The organism is Trinickia diaoshuihuensis (assembly GCF_003390925.1).
Lineage (GTDB): Bacteria > Pseudomonadota > Gammaproteobacteria > Burkholderiales > Burkholderiaceae > Trinickia > Trinickia diaoshuihuensis.
This window is the reverse complement of sequence record NZ_QUBS01000071.1, coordinates 36076-53009: the sequence shown is the minus strand read 5'-3', so window position 1 is coordinate 53009 and position 16934 is coordinate 36076. Positions and strand designations below refer to the sequence as shown.

11 protein-coding genes are annotated in these 16934 nt (G+C 63.7%); 1 reads left to right on the top strand and 10 read right to left on the bottom strand.

Going from position 1 to position 16934, the window contains the following annotated elements:
- Positions 1 to 18 precede the first annotated feature (18 nt).
- The 6 genes from DXT59_RS14380 to DXT59_RS14355 form a co-directional block, all read right to left on the bottom strand.
- Complete coding sequence (locus DXT59_RS14380) at positions 19 to 714, bottom strand: nucleotidyl transferase AbiEii/AbiGii toxin family protein (protein WP_116137564.1); 696 nt, start codon at positions 712 to 714, stop codon at positions 19 to 21.
- Positions 711 to 827 (bottom strand): type IV toxin-antitoxin system AbiEi family antitoxin, encoded by a 117-nt coding sequence (locus tag DXT59_RS14375; RefSeq protein ID WP_116137563.1) that lies wholly within the window; start codon positions 825 to 827, stop codon positions 711 to 713. Before DXT59_RS14375 ends, DXT59_RS14380 begins: the two co-directional genes overlap by 4 nt.
- A gap of 94 nt (positions 828 to 921) precedes the next feature.
- Positions 922 to 1743, bottom strand: a complete 822-nt coding sequence (locus tag DXT59_RS14370) for a hypothetical protein (protein ID WP_116137562.1) — start codon at positions 1741 to 1743, stop codon at positions 922 to 924.
- 94 nt (positions 1744 to 1837) lie between these two features.
- The gene (locus tag DXT59_RS14365; RefSeq protein ID WP_116137561.1) at positions 1838 to 2878 is read right to left on the bottom strand and encodes an LLM class flavin-dependent oxidoreductase; all 1041 of its coding nucleotides are present in this window, start codon (positions 2876 to 2878) and stop codon (positions 1838 to 1840) included.
- A 63-nt stretch (positions 2879 to 2941) separates the two neighbouring features.
- Positions 2942 to 3883 carry an ABC transporter substrate-binding protein gene (locus tag DXT59_RS14360; RefSeq protein ID WP_116137560.1) on the bottom strand — a complete coding sequence of 314 codons (942 nt, stop codon included), beginning with the start codon at positions 3881 to 3883 and terminating at the stop codon, positions 2942 to 2944.
- A 149-nt stretch (positions 3884 to 4032) separates the two neighbouring features.
- Entirely contained in the window at positions 4033 to 6438 is a 2406-nt protein-coding gene (locus DXT59_RS14355) for a TonB-dependent receptor plug domain-containing protein (protein WP_116137568.1), read from the bottom strand.
- 414 nt (positions 6439 to 6852) lie between these two features.
- Between DXT59_RS14355 and DXT59_RS14350 the strand changes: the two genes are divergently transcribed.
- On the top strand, positions 6853 to 8364 hold the full coding sequence (locus DXT59_RS14350) for an acetyl-CoA hydrolase/transferase family protein (protein ID WP_116137559.1): 1512 nt from the start codon (positions 6853 to 6855) through the stop codon (positions 8362 to 8364).
- Here DXT59_RS14350 and DXT59_RS14345 read toward each other — a convergent pair.
- From DXT59_RS14345 to DXT59_RS14330, 4 genes are all read right to left on the bottom strand, one after another.
- Positions 8361 to 10247, bottom strand: coding sequence for a tetratricopeptide repeat protein (locus DXT59_RS14345; protein ID WP_162878082.1), 1887 nt, complete (start codon positions 10245 to 10247; stop codon positions 8361 to 8363). The genes DXT59_RS14350 and DXT59_RS14345 overlap by 4 nt on opposite strands.
- Before the next feature lie 329 nt (positions 10248 to 10576).
- A complete protein-coding gene (locus DXT59_RS14340) occupies positions 10577 to 12154 on the bottom strand; it encodes a cellulose biosynthesis cyclic di-GMP-binding regulatory protein BcsB (protein WP_162878081.1) in 1578 nt (525 codons plus the stop codon).
- A complete protein-coding gene (gene bcsA / locus DXT59_RS14335; RefSeq protein WP_162878080.1) occupies positions 12117 to 14228 on the bottom strand; it encodes a UDP-forming cellulose synthase catalytic subunit in 2112 nt (703 codons plus the stop codon). The genes DXT59_RS14340 and bcsA overlap by 38 nt, the downstream gene beginning before the upstream one ends.
- A 188-nt stretch (positions 14229 to 14416) precedes the next feature.
- The gene (locus DXT59_RS14330) at positions 14417 to 16885 is read right to left on the bottom strand and encodes a glucose/quinate/shikimate family membrane-bound PQQ-dependent dehydrogenase (RefSeq protein WP_116137555.1); all 2469 of its coding nucleotides are present in this window, start codon (positions 16883 to 16885) and stop codon (positions 14417 to 14419) included.
- Positions 16886 to 16934 lie beyond the last annotated feature (49 nt).

Genomic DNA, 16934 nt, shown 5'->3' with positions numbered 1-16934 from the left:
GCAAGACGATCGGCCGGTTCAGCAGAAACTCGCCGCTTGAAATCGATCGCCGTCAATTTGTTCATACACCACTATTGACGTTAGCTCAGAAGCGACGGACGCTATATCCAATCCTAGCAGTCTCGGGCCGGCGCGCTCGAACGCATAGTCGCATCCCGCGAGCAACGGCAGTTCTTCTCCATAAAGCCTATCGACATTGCCCGCAGCAGCATAGTTCTCCAGCAGATACCGAAAATCCACCGCGTCCTTCGGGTTGGACTGTCCGCGGTCCAGCCACGCGATCAATTTCGTCATCACGAGGCCCGGTATCGACGCAACGGGGATATCGCAATGATCTGCGATGTGTACAGTCACGGCACTATCGAGCGCTTCGGCATAGCCCGCTACATTCATCACGATTGCCATGTCTGGCGGCCATGCCACCTGCGAGGGGGAAATCTCGACACCGCCGAACGGCACCAGATCGACCGGAAAACCCTCTCCCACTGCTGGCGAATAGTGAAGCCGATGCACGATCTTCGCGTCCGGTCGGAACGTCGGCTCCCGACTGGCGCGGTTAAGAGGGAATCCATGAAGGTGGTACATCAAAATATCTCGCGCCGTCGCACCGACAACGAAGTACCGCAGGTTCGTCAGCCGGGCAACGCGGTCCATGATTATCAGCACAGCCCGCTTTCCTTCCGGCAGCGGCGTTTTCAGTTGTATCGCCGTCACGCGCCCTTCTCCATTTGTTGGCGAATCAACGTCGCGGCCTCGACGTTTCGCGGTTCCCTCGTACGCTGGAGATCTGCATACACGAGCAAAGGTGGCGCCGTCAGTTGTTTCATTCGTGTCTCGTCGACATCACGAGGTTCGCATCCGTGAGCGCCAGAAGCGCGTTCTGTACCGAGCTCTGCGACACGGGCGTACCGACCTCGGCCGCTAAGGCTTTGACAGTCTCGGCGGCGTATAGCCCGCCCGCCGGACCGTCGCTCTGGCAGATCCGGTATACACGGCTATGGCCAGGTCGCCCAATCCCTCGACCCGGTTAATCTCGATATCGGCGGCGCACTGGCGCAACGCCTGAACGATGATGGGCAGTTGCGTGTCCGGCTCGAGATGCGCGGGGCTGTCGCGCAGCGCGATCAGGGCCTTGAGCAGTTCCTCCGGTCGGCTGCCCAGTTGCTCGAACGCGTTGACCGCCGCTGGCAAGGTTGGCGAACGATCGGCCAGTTGCTTCCTGGTCCGATCCAGCACATAGGCAACGTACTGTTCGCCCAGCAAGGGGAACGGCTGTGAAAATGCGCCCTGGAAGGCCTGGTTGCCGCGGACGACCATCTCCTGCACTTGCGCACGGTGCGACCCGGTACCGATGATGCACAGTCGCCCCGGCATGTCCGGGCGCAGATTCACCGCGTCCCTGGCGGCCTTCAGCGCAAGCAGCAGATCATTGCCGGAGGTGCTGGCCATCGCATGCTGGATCTCGTCAATGATGAGCACGACATCCGCGCGTGTCTTCTCGGCCAATTCAGTAAACACCTGAGCCAACGTCGGGCCGGCGGGCTTGCCTATCTGATCCAGCCTGAAGCCAAATGTGAACCCCGCCCCGCCTGCGTCGAGTTCAGAGACACGCTTGAGCTGCCGGCCGATTCGCCCGAACAGATCCGACGCTGGCGTTTGCAGTTCTTTGATGGTCTGCTGGAGGGCGCCCGTCACGAGATCGGCAGGGTTGGCCTGGACCTGGCTCCATAGATCGACGTACACGACGATGGCGCCCTGGTTCTGCAGCGCAGGTATGTAAATAATTCATAGTAAATCCGGCTCCGCTGTACGCCGATCCTCAGTTGAACACCCTCGCTCAAGCCGCCGCAGCCCGGCGCTCCGTTGATGGCCGCCAGCCTAGCGCGGGTGCGATGCGCGTGACGAAATCCTCGAGAATCTGCCGATAATCGTCGAACGGCAAATCGTAGGGCAATTCCAACCGAAGCTCGCGCACCTGCTCCAGTACAGGGTCCGCCAGCAGCCGATCGATGATCTCGTCGGCCGGGCCGACCAAATCCGGCAAGAACACCGTGCGCCGCTCGCCGTGCGGCGCCAGCGTCCGCGCGTGACGCGCTTCGGCGAAGGCCTGGTAGCGCCGCCGCGTCGCCGCGTCGGCGCCGTCGGTCGGCACGATCACGCGCCCCAGCGCGACGCGCGGCGCCCGCCCCTCACTCCAGTTCGAACGGAACGTTTCGATCTGGCGCAACTGCGCTTCGCGGAAATCGTCGGTGCCCTCGCCCGTCGTGATATTGCCGAGCAGCAAGTTGAAGCCGTTGCGCCCCGCCCACTCGGCCGAGTGCCGCGAACCGCCTCCATACCACAGCCGCCCCACGAGGCCCGGCGCGTAGGGCGTCACGCGCGGCCGAACCCGGCCCGCCGCCGATTCGACGAACGTTTCCTCGTCGCCCAGCCACTCCCCCTCGAGGTTCCGACGCAATCGCGTCAGGCGTGCATGGGAAAAATCGACAAGCCCCGGATCCGTGTCGAACAGCCGCTCGCCGAGCAGCTCGCCATGATTCGGCGCACCCGCGCTGAGCCCGACGTTGAGCCGGCCTCTGGAGATGATGTCCACGGTCGCAAGGTCTTCGGCCAGTCTGAACGGGTTCTCATAGCCCATCTGAATGACCGCCGAGCCGAGCTCGATACACGAGGTGCGCTGGCTAGCCGCCGCAAGAAAAGTCGAGGCGGACGACACGGCGCATTCGAGATGGCGCTGCCGCACCCACGCGCTGTCGTAGCCGAGCGCTTCGCCCACCCGAAACAGTTCGAGCGACCGCTCGAAGCCGTTGACGGGATCCTCGCCGGGATAATTTCCGGGCGTCAGAAATGCGATGTGATCAATGCGGATGGCGCACATGCCGGTTTCCTGTGCTGATGTATTTCTAGTCCTTCGATTGCCGAAAACATCGACATCGATCGATTAGGAATCCTTATAACCTGGCGGATTGGTCTCCGATTGCCGGATCGCTTCCTCCTCGAGTCCCCAGCGCGCGAGCGCCGCGCGATATTGGCCGCCGGCGATCAGGCCGTTCGTCGCCGTCGTCAGTGCCGGCGCGAGCCCGCTGCCCTTGCGCGTGGCGATGGCCACATCGGCCTTGAGCGGCCAACCGGCGTTCACCATGCCGGCGATGCGGATGTTCCCCTTCGTCGCGGCTTCGTAGGTGAGCGGCGCGTGCGGATTGAAGATCGCATCTGCCCTGCCGGACACGAGCGCGAGTATCGCCGAGTCGCTATCGTCGAAGTAGAGCAGCGAGGTTTCCTTCAAACCATGGGCCGTGTTTTGCCGGCTCCACTCGAGCAGGATCCGCTCTTGAATCGTTCCCGAGCTCGTAATGACACGCAGCCCCGCGATATCCTTGGGCTCGCGGATCGACTGGATCGCGCTCGTCACCGGCACATAGAACGCATGCAGCCCGAGACGATACGTCGTGAAATCGAACTTGCGCTTGCGCTGCTCGGTCACGCCCACGTTCGAAATGACCGCATCGTATTTGCCCGACGTGAGCCCGAGCGGCCAGTCCGGCCACGCAACCGGCACCAGCGCGAGCTTCAGGCCGAGGGCGTCGGCGAGCAACTGAGCGTAATCCGGGTCCGAGCCGATGACGGTGCGCGCATCGGTGGCGTATGTCCCGATCGGCACCGCGAACGGCGCGACGGCCACCGTAAAGGTTCCGGGCGTCACGAAATGGAAGGCGCCCAATTCATGAATGGCGTCGGGATTTTTCGGCGCCCTCAGCCGCCCGCGCTGCTCGGGACTGAAATCGAACGAATGCGTATCGGCCCGTGCGCTTCGCACCGGCCATACCGCTGCCGCGACCGCGAGCGCCGCGACGTTCATCAGGAATGTTCTTCTTTGCGTCATGAAAACCTTTCGGCAACGGTGCTAGCCCAGATACTGCAAGGCGAGAGTCAATACACTATCGACGCCCATCCCCCGAGTAAACGAAGAATTCCGCATTTGGATTTCTTCCCGAGAGGAACACGCATCGGCTTGGGCCGCGCGCGGCATCGTTAGAACTGGTAACGCGCGCGGAGATAGTAAAAGCCGCCGTCGAGGCCGATCGCCGACGTCGTGGAGTCGTACACGGTCCCCGCATACTGCGCGGCCAACGGCATCTTGTTCGGCCGCGCATCGAATAGATTCCTGGCGCCCACCGCGACCTGGAAGCGTTTCGTCACCTTGTAGCGCGCTTCGACATCCGTCGTGTACTCCACTCTGTTGGTGAAAGGAATGAACACCGAGACCGAGCCGGCATTGGGTCCCGTGCGGTATGACTCCTGAGCCGAAGTCGTACCGTAGCGCGTCTCGTGCAAAGAAAGTCCCCATCTGCCCAATTGCCAAACTCCGCCGACGACTATCTTGCTCTTGGGCGTGCCGGTCGTCAGGAAATCGATCTGCTGGCCGTTGAGCAGCGGCTGGCCGTTCGCGCCTCGCGCGAGGCGCTTCAATGCCGTGTCGTTCAGATTGATCCCGGCGTTCCAATCCACCGTGCCGAACCGGCCGAACGACGTGTGATAGGTCGCCGACAGATCGATGCCTCTCGTACGCGTATTCGCCCCGTTCGTGAAGTAGCTGGCCGAAACGGCCGATGACGGAATGCCCAGCGGAGCAGAGAAACCGGCCAAGTCGATGGCGCCGAGCGCTGCCGCCCCCACCTGCGAGCCGCCTTCGACGATGCGGTTGCGAATATCGATTTGGTACGCATCGATCGTCACATTGAGATCGTGCGACGGCGTCAGCACGAGCCCGACGTTATAGCTCGTCGATTGCTCGGGCTTCAACGGCTGCGCGCCGAGCGATGCCGCCGCCGCGGAATTCGCGGCAAGCAGCGCGAATGCCGATGTCGGCGTCGGGCTCAACGTCGTGTAGTGCTCCTCGGCGAGCGTCGGTGCACGGAACCCTGTCCCGACGCTGCCGCGCAGCGCGATCCAAGGCGCGAAATCGTAGCGGCTGGAAATCTTTCCGTTCGTGGTATCGCCGACGTCGCTATAGTGTTCGAAGCGCCCCGATAGATCGAGCCGCCATTTTTTCGTGAGGTTGGTCGAAAAATCCAGATAGATGCCGAACACGTCGCGCGTCGTATTGCTCGCGGCGGCCGGTGCTAGACCGACGAGCGCCGGCGTGCCGCCGTACAAATACGCATTGGGCTCTCCCGGGCCAACCGAATAACCCTCCGTGCGCTGCTCGAAACCGAACGACACGTTGACGGGCGCGGGCAACAGCGGGAGGTTGACCGGGCGCGTGAAATCGAGGTTATTTGTCCACTGCGTGTTCTCCTGGCGGCCAATATAGAAATTGGTCGGCGTGCTGCCCGTTGCCCTATATAAGCCGATGTTCTCCGACGACGCCTGACTGAAATTGTCGTAGTCGCCGCCGTAGGTCGAACTCAAATCCCACTTCCAGCCCAGCAGGTCGTCGCCCTTCGCCCCGACCGTGACCGAGAAATCATTTTCATTCAGAAGATCCTGCGGCATGAAGCCGTTCGAATAGATCGCCGGCAAAACGCCCGCGCCGCGCACGGTCTGATAGCTCGCCGCATTCTTATGCGCATAGGTGCCGAACCCATAGAGCCGAACGTTATCGCCGAGGTCATAACCCGCGTTGAAGCCGAAGGCCTCGCGCGTGCTCGATGGATCGCCTGTATAGGCGTTACTGACCGATCCCGCGAGGGCCCCGGTATGCGCGTAGGGATCGGTGCGGTTCGTATGGTTCTGCCGTGCGATCTCGGCGCTCAGCGCCAGAAATCCATTCCCTCCAAGCGGCAGTCCGTAATGAGCGGACTCCGTTTGATTCAGGCCATCGCCGCGATAGGTCTGCCCCGTCGAGCTCTCGATATAGCCTCCGCTGCGATCCGACTTCAAAATGATGTTGATCACGCCCGCGATCGCATCGGAACCGTACTGCGCCGCCGCACCGTCGCGCAGCACTTCGACGTGATCGACGGCGCTCACGGGAATCGTGTCGATGTCCACGCCAGTGGAACCCTGCTGCGGGCCGGGGTTTAGCGAAATAGTCGCCGTGGAGTGCCGTCGCTTGCCGTTGACGAGCACGAGTACCTGGTCGGGCGTCAGCCCATGCAGCGTCAAGACGTCGACCAGCGCGGCCTGCGCCCCGCCCATCGCTTGTCGCTGAATCGAGGGCGACAGAGAAACGAGCGCATCACGCAAATTGCTTTGGCCCGTGGATTGAAGTTGCGCGGCCGTGATCACGTCCACCGGCGTGAGGCTCCGGGCGGCCTTCGTCGCCGTACGCGTGCCGGTCACGACTACTCGGTCCTGAACCTGCACGTCGATCTGTCCGCCTTGCTGCGCGGGCGCGGCCGGCTGCCCCGAACTCTGTGCATAGGCCGCGCCGGTAAGGGCGAAGGCTGCAACCGCCGCGGGAATGGACTTCCGTCGCCATTGGACAATGGTCATGCGACGCTGCTTCGTCGCGCGTGTCTTCCGATGCATGCCGACCCCGGCCGATAGAGTAGAGAGACGCAGGATCGTCCCGGTCCTTCGATTAATAAGGAATGCTTATCATCTTTCTCGTGTTGCCGATCGGATCGAATTCGTCGAGCTCATGCGAACGGCATCACCGCGCAAAATAGTGCATGACCCGCGTGCGGGCTCAAACGAAGTAATTCGCAGGTCGTTATTCCTGCGCCGCTGAAATGCAAGCGCCCAGACGGTGCGTGCGGCGCGGTCATCGCGAGCGGGCGCAGGCTGTCCGCGCACCTCGATCGCGCACAATCCCGGAAAGCTCCTTTCTATTTCACTTCTTAATTCGTTGCCGTCGGGGTCATATAGTCATCCGGTTAGAGCGATCAAAGCTGACTGGAGACATCGATGTACGAAGACCGAATCCGTTGCGCCGCATTGCACCCGAAAATCACGACGGCGGCCGAGGCGGCGCGCCTGGTGCGCAACGGCATGCGAATCGGCGCGAGCGGCTTCACGCGCGCCGGCGACACGAAGGCCGTGCCGATCGAGTTGGCCCGCCGCGCACGCGAGGAGAACGAGCCGCTGCGCATTACGTTGATGACCGGCGCCTCGCTCGGTCACGACATCGACCGCATGCTGACCGAAGCGGGCGTGCTCGAACGCCGTCTGCCATTTCAAGCCGATCCCACCTTGCGCCGCGCCATCAACAGCGGCGAGGTCATGTTCGTCGACCAGCATCTATCCGAAACGGTCGAAATGCTGCGTGCGAATCTGCTCGGCAAACTCGATCTAGCGATCATCGAGGCCGCGGCGATTACGGAGACAGGCGGCATCGTGCCGACCACGTCGGTAGGCAACTCCGCGAGCTTCGCGATTCTGGCGGAAAAGGTCATCGTCGAGATCAATTTGTCGCAGCCCCTGGCGCTCGAAGGCTTGCATGACATTTGGATTCCGGGCCGCCGTCCGCAGCGCGAGCCGTTGCCGATCGTGCACGTTCAAGATCGCATCGGCACACCCACGATCGAGATTCCGCCTGAGAAAATCGCGGCGATCGTGATCACGAACGAGCCGGACAGCCCCTCCACCGTCCTACCCGCCGACGAGGAGACGGCCCGCATCGCCGGCCATCTCATCGAATTTCTAATGCACGAAGTGAAGCACGGCCGGATGCCCGCGAAACTGCCGCCGCTCCAAGCCGGTATCGGCACGATCGCCAACGCCGTGCTCTCGGGCTTCGCGCACTCACCGTTCGAGGCGCTCACGATGTACTCGGAGGTGCTGCAGGATTCGACGTTCGACCTGATCGATGCAGGCAAGATGGTCTTCGCCTCAGGCTCCTCGATCACGCTGTCCGGGCCGCGTCAAACACAGGTGCTCGCGGAACTCGACCGTTACCGCGACAAACTCGTGTTGCGCCCGCAGGAGGTCAGCAATCATCCTGAAGTAATCCGGCGCCTGGGGCTGATCGCACTGAACACCGCGCTCGAATGCGACATCTACGGCAATGTGAATTCGACGCACGTGGGCGGCACCCATATGATGAACGGCATCGGCGGCTCGGGTGATTTCGCGCGCAATGCCGCGTGCGCGATCTTCGCGACGAAGTCCGTGGCCAAGGATGGGCGCATCTCGAGCATCGTACCGATGGTCCCGCACGTCGATCACAACGAACACGACGTGGACGTGATCGTCACGGAACAAGGTCTCGCCGACTTGCGCGGACTCGCGCCGCGCGAGCGCGCCACGCTGATCGTCGAGCGATGCACGCATCCGAGCTATCGCGACTTGCTGCGCGACTACTATCGTGATGCGCTCAAGCTCGGCGGCCAGACGCCGCACGATCTCGGCAGGGCGTTCGAAATGTATACGCGCTACAAGGAAACGGGTTCGATGATTCCGCGCTCCAATACCGTTTAAAAACCGCGTGGCGTCACGAGGTCCGCGGCGCGCAGATGCGCTCGCTGTACGAGCGGAATTTTTACCCAGGCGAAGACGCTCATATCGCGATAGCCGGGCGACGCGCGATAGCCCACACCCGCGCCGACGATCACGTTCGGCGCAACAAGCGCGGCGATCGTCGTCGTGTCTTCGCCGAAGGCACCCGACGCGCGCCCCGTGAACAGTTGGCGCGCGGCATACCCCAGCCTGCCGCCTGTCTTGAACAGCAAACGGCCGCCCTCTTCCGACTGCGCATTGAAAACGAGCCCGGCCTCGCGATTCGATTTCGGGCTCCAATAACCGGCATAGGGACCGTCGAAGCGGTTCGCGTCATAGCGGTACGAACTGAATCTCACCTCGGGGCCTGCGTTGAGCCAACTCCAGCCTTTCGCCGTGAAGTCGCGTGTTACGCCGAGACTAGCGGCGTAGAACGGATTGAAGGCCGTGCCGCTCGCGGTCACCGCTCCGCCCGCGAGCGATTCGCCCACGTGCCACGCGCTGCCGCCGATGGGCTCCCGCGCAGCCATTTCGAGCGAGGACGCAATCGCCGGTCCGGGGCCCGAAGGCGTACCCTCGTAGGCACGCAAAGAGTCGTAAATGCCGTCGCGCTTCGCCGTGATGCGGAAGAACGCATCTTCGTCACGCGCGTAGCGCAGGAATTGGATTTTGCCGAGCCATTGCGTGGGCCCACGTCCCGGCAATTGTGCGCCCGCACCGGCGCTGAACTCGCCGCCTAGCCAATCGGTTCGCGCGCTCATCGCGAGTTGCTTTCCCCAAGCGTGGCGCACCTCGTCGTCGAGCCTCAGCAGCGCCGCGTCGACTTGCACGGTGAGGGTTGGCGTCGGCAGCATCGTCGCCGAGAACTGCGGCATGGTCCAGACGGTCAGCTTGTCCTGTCCGGCGGTACCCGACTTCCGGTCGAAGTCCATCATTGCTTGCAACGCGGCCTCATGGCCCTCTATCGGATGGCCCGCCACCCTACTCGCGCTTGAATAGAGCGCTAACCGCGCATCATGCTCGGCGAGCGCCTCGCGAGCAAGGGCCGGGGTGCCCGGCTTGTTCTCTCCCACCAGGGCATCGAGCGCCGCATAATCGCGTGCGGCAGCCGACGCATAAGCGAGCCCTTGCACGTATTCCTCGTTATCCGGGGCTTGCTCGTGCAAGTCGCGAAAGATCGCTTGCGCTCGCGCCGGGCGAGCGCTCGACAAGAGCGCCCAGGCCATCAGCGCACGTGTCGGCGCGTCGCTCGCCCCGCCGGTTTCATCGATAAGCGCCAAAGCGGCATCGACCTGTGCTCGATCTCCCGATGTCTTGGCGCGAGCCAGCGCGATCTGCGCGTTTAGCCTGCGCCCCGCCGGGGTCGCCGATACTCGCGACTCGGCTTGCGCTTCGTCGAGCCGCCCTTGATGGAGCAGCGCTAACGCGAGCCCTTGACGCGCGGGCTCGGGATCGCTCGCGGTTTCGAGTGCTTGCCGGAACAGTCGTTCGGCGGTTGCATCTTCATGGGCTTGCTCCTCGAGCCAGCCCGATACCTGCAGGGCCGAGGGATCCAGTTTGACCGACGGGTCGGCGCGCAGCGAACGAGAATACTCGAGCGCCGCGGCGAAATGGCCCGCCGCATTCTCGACGTACATTTGCTGCAGTTCGATGTCCGAACGCGTCTTACGCAACGCCGCTGTATCGAATGCGGGATCGGCAAGGAGCCGAGCGACATGCGCGGCAGGCAATGCCTTCGCCGCTTTCCATGCCGTGCCTTCGAGTTCGCCGGCTCCAGAGCACGTGTGCAGCAACTGCGCATAGATGCCATATGCCTCATCGATACGGCCGGATTCGGCCAGTCGCTCGGCATGTGCCCACTTCACCGGCAAGTTCGCGCAGCCGGACGCCTCGGTGCGTGCTCTGCCTTTCGCGTGCGCGGCAAGTCCGGCGCCGTGGCTTCGATGCGATGTACCGCGAACAGTCCGAGCTGGTGCCGGCGTTGAGGGCGTCGGCTGTACGGGCGGCTCGGCGAGTCGCAACGAACTTGCCGCCGCCGGGGCATTGCCCCAACCGTTTTGCGTTTCGCTTGCCTGGCCGGCCACGCTCGATGCCTGCCGCGACTCGGGCACCGGCCGCGCCGCTGACTGCGCCGCACTTGACGCGTTATACGAGGCAAGAACGGAGGCCGTAGCCGTCAGTGCAAGCACGCGCTTCATATCGATTCGTTGTTCGTTCCGATCGAAGACCTTTCGCCGGCCGCCACGAGGCGCCCCGCGATTTGCGCCTTCAACGCGAGATTGACGAAGACGAAGCTCGCCAGGAGCAAGCCCCCGAGCAATGGCCAAAAGACGAGCGGGTCGGCCAGGACGAGGCGCGCTTCGGCAAGCGGCGTACGTCGGGCGACGGCAAGCGGCAATACGGTTTGCGTCCGCGAATCGATGAGCGTCGCATGCTGCGTGAGGAGGGGCCATGCTGCCTGCCGGCGCAGTATGTCGACGGCATCGGCGACGACCGCGTTGCGCACGCCTACGATGGCGACGAACGCCTGCCCGCCGATGCGTGCCGGAAGCGACACGGCCTGTCCCGGTTGAAGCGGCGCATAGGTGGGCAGGTGACGACGCAGACTCATCGGCAGCGACGAGTCGCGCGCAAGCAATAGGTTCGCCCCCGACGCATCGGTCGAGAATCGAATCGTGAAATCGGCGACGATTCCCGTCGCCTGTGCGCGCAGCGCGGCGAACCGGAGCACCGCGCGCACGAGCGCCGGATCGTCCTCGGCGAGCGCAACGTTCATGCGTGCGGCAAGCGGCATTGCCGGGACATCGCTGCCAAGGACGCGCGCCGCGCTCGAAGGCATCGAGGCCGAGCTATCCGCAAAGAACCGGGCGGCGCGAGCGCAATCGGCATCGCTGTCGCCGGAAATCACGACCGCGACGGACCGGCCGCCGTTGACCGGATATATACCGACAAAGGGACCTGTCACGGCCCGCGCAACGGACGCCGGCAGTTCACGCGAAAGCGCGGCGCGCGTACCGACGAGCAGCACATCGCCCGCCGCGATCTCTTCTTGCGCGATCCCCCAGGACTCGGCATCGCGGCTCCACGGCGCAAGTGTTGTTTCGCTTCGGTACGCCACCATGAGGTTCGACGGCCGCATCCGTGCCGCCACGCCTTGCACGGCGATCGATGCGGCGCGCAGTTGGCCGGGCGAGATCGCGCCCTCGCCGAGATCGACGGTCACCGTACGCGGCAGCCATCCGCGCGCGTCGAATGCGAGCGGAAGTTGCGCGAGTGTAGGCGCCGGATTGTCGCGCACGCCCGCGAAATCCAGTATCAAGTTCGAGCGCGCATCGTCGACCGGCGCCGCGTCCGTTACCGCCAGAGCCGCGCTTGGCCCAGCGCCGTCCGGCACGAGCGCCATTTGAATCGTGTTGACGCCAGGGGCGAACGCGCCGGGTGCGAGCGCGAGCGTCTGCGTCACCCCGCTTGCCGCGACATCGGCCGCTAGCGCGCCGTTCACCCACACCGCGTAGTGCGATCCCGTCGGCGGTATCGACGCGCTCACGATCGCCAGGTGCGCGCCGCTCAGCACTTCGCGCGGCGCAAGCTCCACCACGAGCGCATGGGCGGCCGCTGCCGGCCCGCTCGCGGGACGCAGCGCCGTGAAAGGCCGCGCCGCCGTCTGCGCACGGATGTTCGTCGTCGCGCAGGCGCATCCGAGCACGAGCAAGGCGGCGAGGCTCGCGAGCCGGCTAACCATGAAAGACTTTGCGTCCGAGATGGCGGGCATGGGCATGGGCGCCTTTGATCGAGGCGAGAAGCATGCCCGCGAGCGAACTCACGAAATTCGCCGGTGCCTCGCGCTCCTTCCATTGCCGCAGCCAGCGCTCGCTGTCGCCGTAGGCGAGCACGACGGCGGCTCGTTCCTCCTCGGGCGAGCCCGGGGTGTAGAGGCCGACGTACTCGCCGCGGCTGCTATCCACGAACGCGCTGATACGGGCATTGAGCAAGCGCCCCGCGAATTTGACGGCGAAACGCCCGTCCGCAAGCGGCGCCCGCACCCGCACGCGCAGTCCGATTTCGTTGGCATCGACGAGCAGCGCTTGTTGTTCGCCGATCGAATCGACGACGGTGATCGATTCGCCGATGGCAATGCGCGGCCTCACGCGACGCTGGGCTTTCTCGAAGAGCGCGCCGAGGGCACCGAAGCTGAGCAGCAAATTGAAGCCGATCCAGGCCACGGCCGCGGCCAGAATGGGGCGCGCCTCGGGCTCGAGAATCACGCGTGCGATACCCCAGACGAGCCCAATGGCCGATCCGGCGAAGATGGCGTAGAACGGCAAACGGAATTCGCTGATAAAGTCGGCTTCGCTGCGCTCTCCCTTGGGCGTCACGCTGAACGTCGGCGCGTTCGGTCGCACGAGCGCGGAAACGATAGCCGGAAGCATATAAAACGCTTGCAGCGTTTCGTAGAGCTCGGACGAAAAAATCCGTCTGAAACGTCCATTCAACCGCTCGGCCGTCAGCAAGGCCGCAACCAGGTACGGCAGCGTATAGCCGATGAGGTTTTCGGCGCCGCCCGGATACATCTGCAGCTTGAAGACGATGCTGATGAGCGGCACGACGAACGTGACCAGACGCGCAAACGGAAAAAACCAAAAGAGTCCGACCGAAAAATAGCTGACGCGCTGCGCGAGCGAGAGTCCGCGGATGAACCAGGGGTTTTGCTTCATCAGGATCTGCATCATGCCCACGCCCCAACGGATGCGCTGCACGAGAAAACCCGAGATCGTTTCGGGTTGCAGCCCGGCCACCATCGGCCGGCCGAGGTAGACGGAGCGCCAGCCTCGCTGGTGAAGCTTCACCGAGGTCGATGCGTCCTCGGTGATCGAATCGGTTGAAAATCCCCCGACTTGCTCGATGGCCGTACGCCGCACGAGCGCGCCGGAGCCGCAAAAAAACGAGGTATTCCAAGTGTCGAGTCCCTTCTGCACCACACGATAAAACAAATCGTTTTCCGCCGGCATCCGATTGAACAAGCCCAGGTTCTTTTCCAGCGGATCGGGATTCGTGAAGAAGTGCGGTGTCTGCACCAGCGCCGCCTTGTTATCGGCAAGAAAAAAACCCACCGTCGAGCGCAGAAAATCGCGCGTCGGCACATGATCGGCATCGAGAATGGCGATAAGCTCGCCCGAGGTGTGGGCCATCGCCGCGTTCAAGTTTCCACTTTTCGCATGCGCATTGGTTTCGCGCGTCAAATAGGTTGCGCCGTGCCGGGCGCAGAGCGCCTTGAGCGCTTCGGCCCGCTCGGCCAGTTCGGCCCGCTGCTCGGCCAGCTTGGCCGTTTTCGAGCGCGGAAAGCCGTCGTCGAGGACGAATACGCGAAAACGCTCGTGGGGGTAATCGATTTCGACGGCGCCGCATACCGTCGGCGCGACGACGCTCAAGGGCTCCGAATAGGTTGGAATGTAGACGTCGACGAACGGCAGCCGCGCGGGATCATCGGGCAGCGGCAACGGATGCCGCTCCAGGGGCCTCGCGCTCACGAAGTACCCGAACAGCACCACTGCCATGCAATAGAGTTCGGCCGCCAACAAGGCGACGGCAACGATCTGGGACGGTAAACCGCTATGGATAGGAAACGACGCGAAGCGCCAGGCGATGTAGCGCGTAATCAGAAAGCCGCTAAAGACAAGCAATAGCGTGCGCGTGAGCGGCGTCTGCAGCGCTACCAGCACCCCGAACACGGCAAGAAAGCCGAACGCAGTCGCCATCTCGTGCGGCAGGCCGACCGAGAGCACGGCAAGCGCGAGCAGCGCGACGAGGCTCAGGATCGCCGCAGCCCTATAGATATTCAATAGCATGTTCGGCTTATCGACGGGGTCGGTCGGACATGAATTGAACGCCGCATTCCCAACGGCATCGATTGCGGCGCAAGCACGGAACGCGTACTCAGCGTTCCGATCCCATAGCAGCATAGTCGCAAGGCCGCATTCGCGCCATAACCGAACGCTGCTGAACGCGCTCGGTTATGGCGGTGCCAAGCTCACGCTCACTGACCCGGGAGCGCGTAGGCGATCACGTAATCGCCAAGCTTGGTGCCGAACGAACCATGTCCTCCGGCCGCGATCACCACGTACTGACGGCCGTTCACGGAGTATGTCATCGGCGTGGCTTGCCCCCCGGCGGGCAGACGCGCGCGCCATAGTTCCCGACCGTCGTCGACGTCGAACGCGCGGATGTAGTTGTCCGCCGTCGCTCCGATGAATGCGACGCCCCCCGCCGTAACGATCGGACCGCCCAGCATCGGCATGCCGACCTTGAATCGCAGCGGGATCGGCGAGCTGTCGCGCGTCGTGCCGATCCGCTTCTTCCAAACGATTTGGTTCGTCTTCAAGTCGATCGCCGACATGTAGCCCCATGCGGGTTGTTTGCAAGGCAGCCCGAACGGCGAAAGAAACGGATTGAGCGTCACGCCGTAGGGCACGCCGTATTGCGGCTGTACGCCGGCCTCCGTGCCGCTGCCCTTGGCCCCGGCCACGGGCTCCATCGGATTACCGGGGCCGCGCGGGATCAGGCGCGAGACGAACGGAAGCGCGATCGGATTGGCGATCGCGATCTGGCGATCGGTATCGACGGCGATTCCGCCCCACTCGAACATGCCGAGATTGCCCGGGAAGACGAGTGTCCCTTGAAGCGACGGCGGCGTGTAAATGCCTTCGTAGCGAAGCCGATGGAACATTACGCGGCACACGAGCTGGTCATACATCGTGGCGCCCCACATGTCGGCGTCGGATAGGTTGTTGGCGGGGCGGAACGTCAGGTCCGAGAACGGCTGCGTCGGCGCCACGTGATCGCCCGGCGCGGCACCCTGCGGCACGGGCCGCTCCGGCGCCGGCACGACCGGCGTGCCGGTGCGTCGGTCCAGTACGTACAGATTGCCGGTTTTCGCGGGCGCATAAACGACGGGTACGGTCTTGCCGTCCTTACCGGTGATATCGGCTACCGTCGGCTGCGACGGCTGGTCCATATCCCAGAGATCGTGATGCGTGCTTTGGTAAAACCATGCGAGCTTGCCTGTCGATGCATGGAGCGCGAGCAGGCCGCTCGCATAGCGCTCTTGCAACGGCGTGCGATTGCCGCCCCAGATATCGGGCGTCGAGACGCCCATCGGCAGATAGACCATATCGAGCGCCGGATCGTAAGCGGCCGGCGCCCATGAGTTCGGAGAATTCCACGTGTAATGCCCGCCCGGCCCCGGCATTGCGTTGGGGTCTTGCGCGCCCGGATCGAATACCCAGAGCAGCTTGCCCGTGCGCACGTCGAAACCTCGGATCACGCCCGACGGTTCGCGCGTCGAGAAGTTATCCTCGACGGATCCCGCCACGATAATGACCCTGCTCGTGACGACGGGGGGTGACGTAGGTTCGTACATGCCGGGCGTCGTCACGGGCTCGTTGTGCTGCAAATCGAGATCGCCGTTGTCCGCGAAATCGGCACAGCGCTGGCCGGTTTGCGCGTCGAGCGCATAGAGATGGCCGTCGTTTACGGGCAGCAGGATCCGGCGTGTACAAATGCCCGGGGCCGTGCCGGCGGCTGCAGGCTGTGCGGGAATGTTCGCGGCGGGGACATCGGAGGCCGCGGAGGCTTCCGAGGCCGCGGAGGCTTCCGAGGCTGACGATGCTTCGGCCGCATTGCCGCCGCTCGCCGACAGGTCGGCGTAAGACACGCCGCGGCACGTCACGTGCTGAAACGATGGATCGGCTTTCAGCTTCGGGTCGAATTTCCACTTCAGCTCGCCCGTGCGCGCGTCGAGCGCAAACAGAATTTGGTGCGGCGAGCATAAATACAGCATGTCGCCGATTTTGAGCGGAGTCACCTCGTTCGTGATCTCGACGGGGTCGTTGGGCCCTTTCATGTCGCCGGTGCGAAAGGTCCATGCAACCTTCAAGTTCTTCACGTTCTCAGGCGTGATTTGAGCGAGCGGCGAGTAGCGTGTGCCCTGCTCGGTGCGCCCGTAAGCGGGCCAATCGGCTGCGCCGGACGGGCTAGAGGCCGCGGGCGCGGCCTGAGCGGTCACGACGCCGTTCACGGTTTGCGGATCGTTGAAGACCGCGTACACGAGCACCCCGCCCCAAATGACAAGCGCCGCGAGCAGCGCACCGACCGGAATGGCGCGCGGCGGCATCAACGAGGGGCTCCCGAGCAGCAGCAGCCAAAGGCCGAAGATGGCGAGCACGTCGCAGCGCGGCACGAGCGCCCAGAAGTCAGGCCCCGATTCCCACAAGCCCCATCCGGCGGTGCCGAGCAGAACTACCGCATAAAGGACGAATGCTCCCGGATGGCGGCGCCAGATGAGCCATGCGACGACGAGCAAGGCGATGCCGGTCGCGACGTAATACGGCGATCCGCCGATCGCAACGAGCCATGCCCCGCCGACAACGAGATACAGGGCCGTAAGGCCGCAAAAGATCACGGACAACACGTCGACGACGCGCTTCGAACTGGATGAGGTGGTCATGCTGGTTTCAACCTTTCCCTCGATGACGGTTTAGAGAGCGACGCACCAC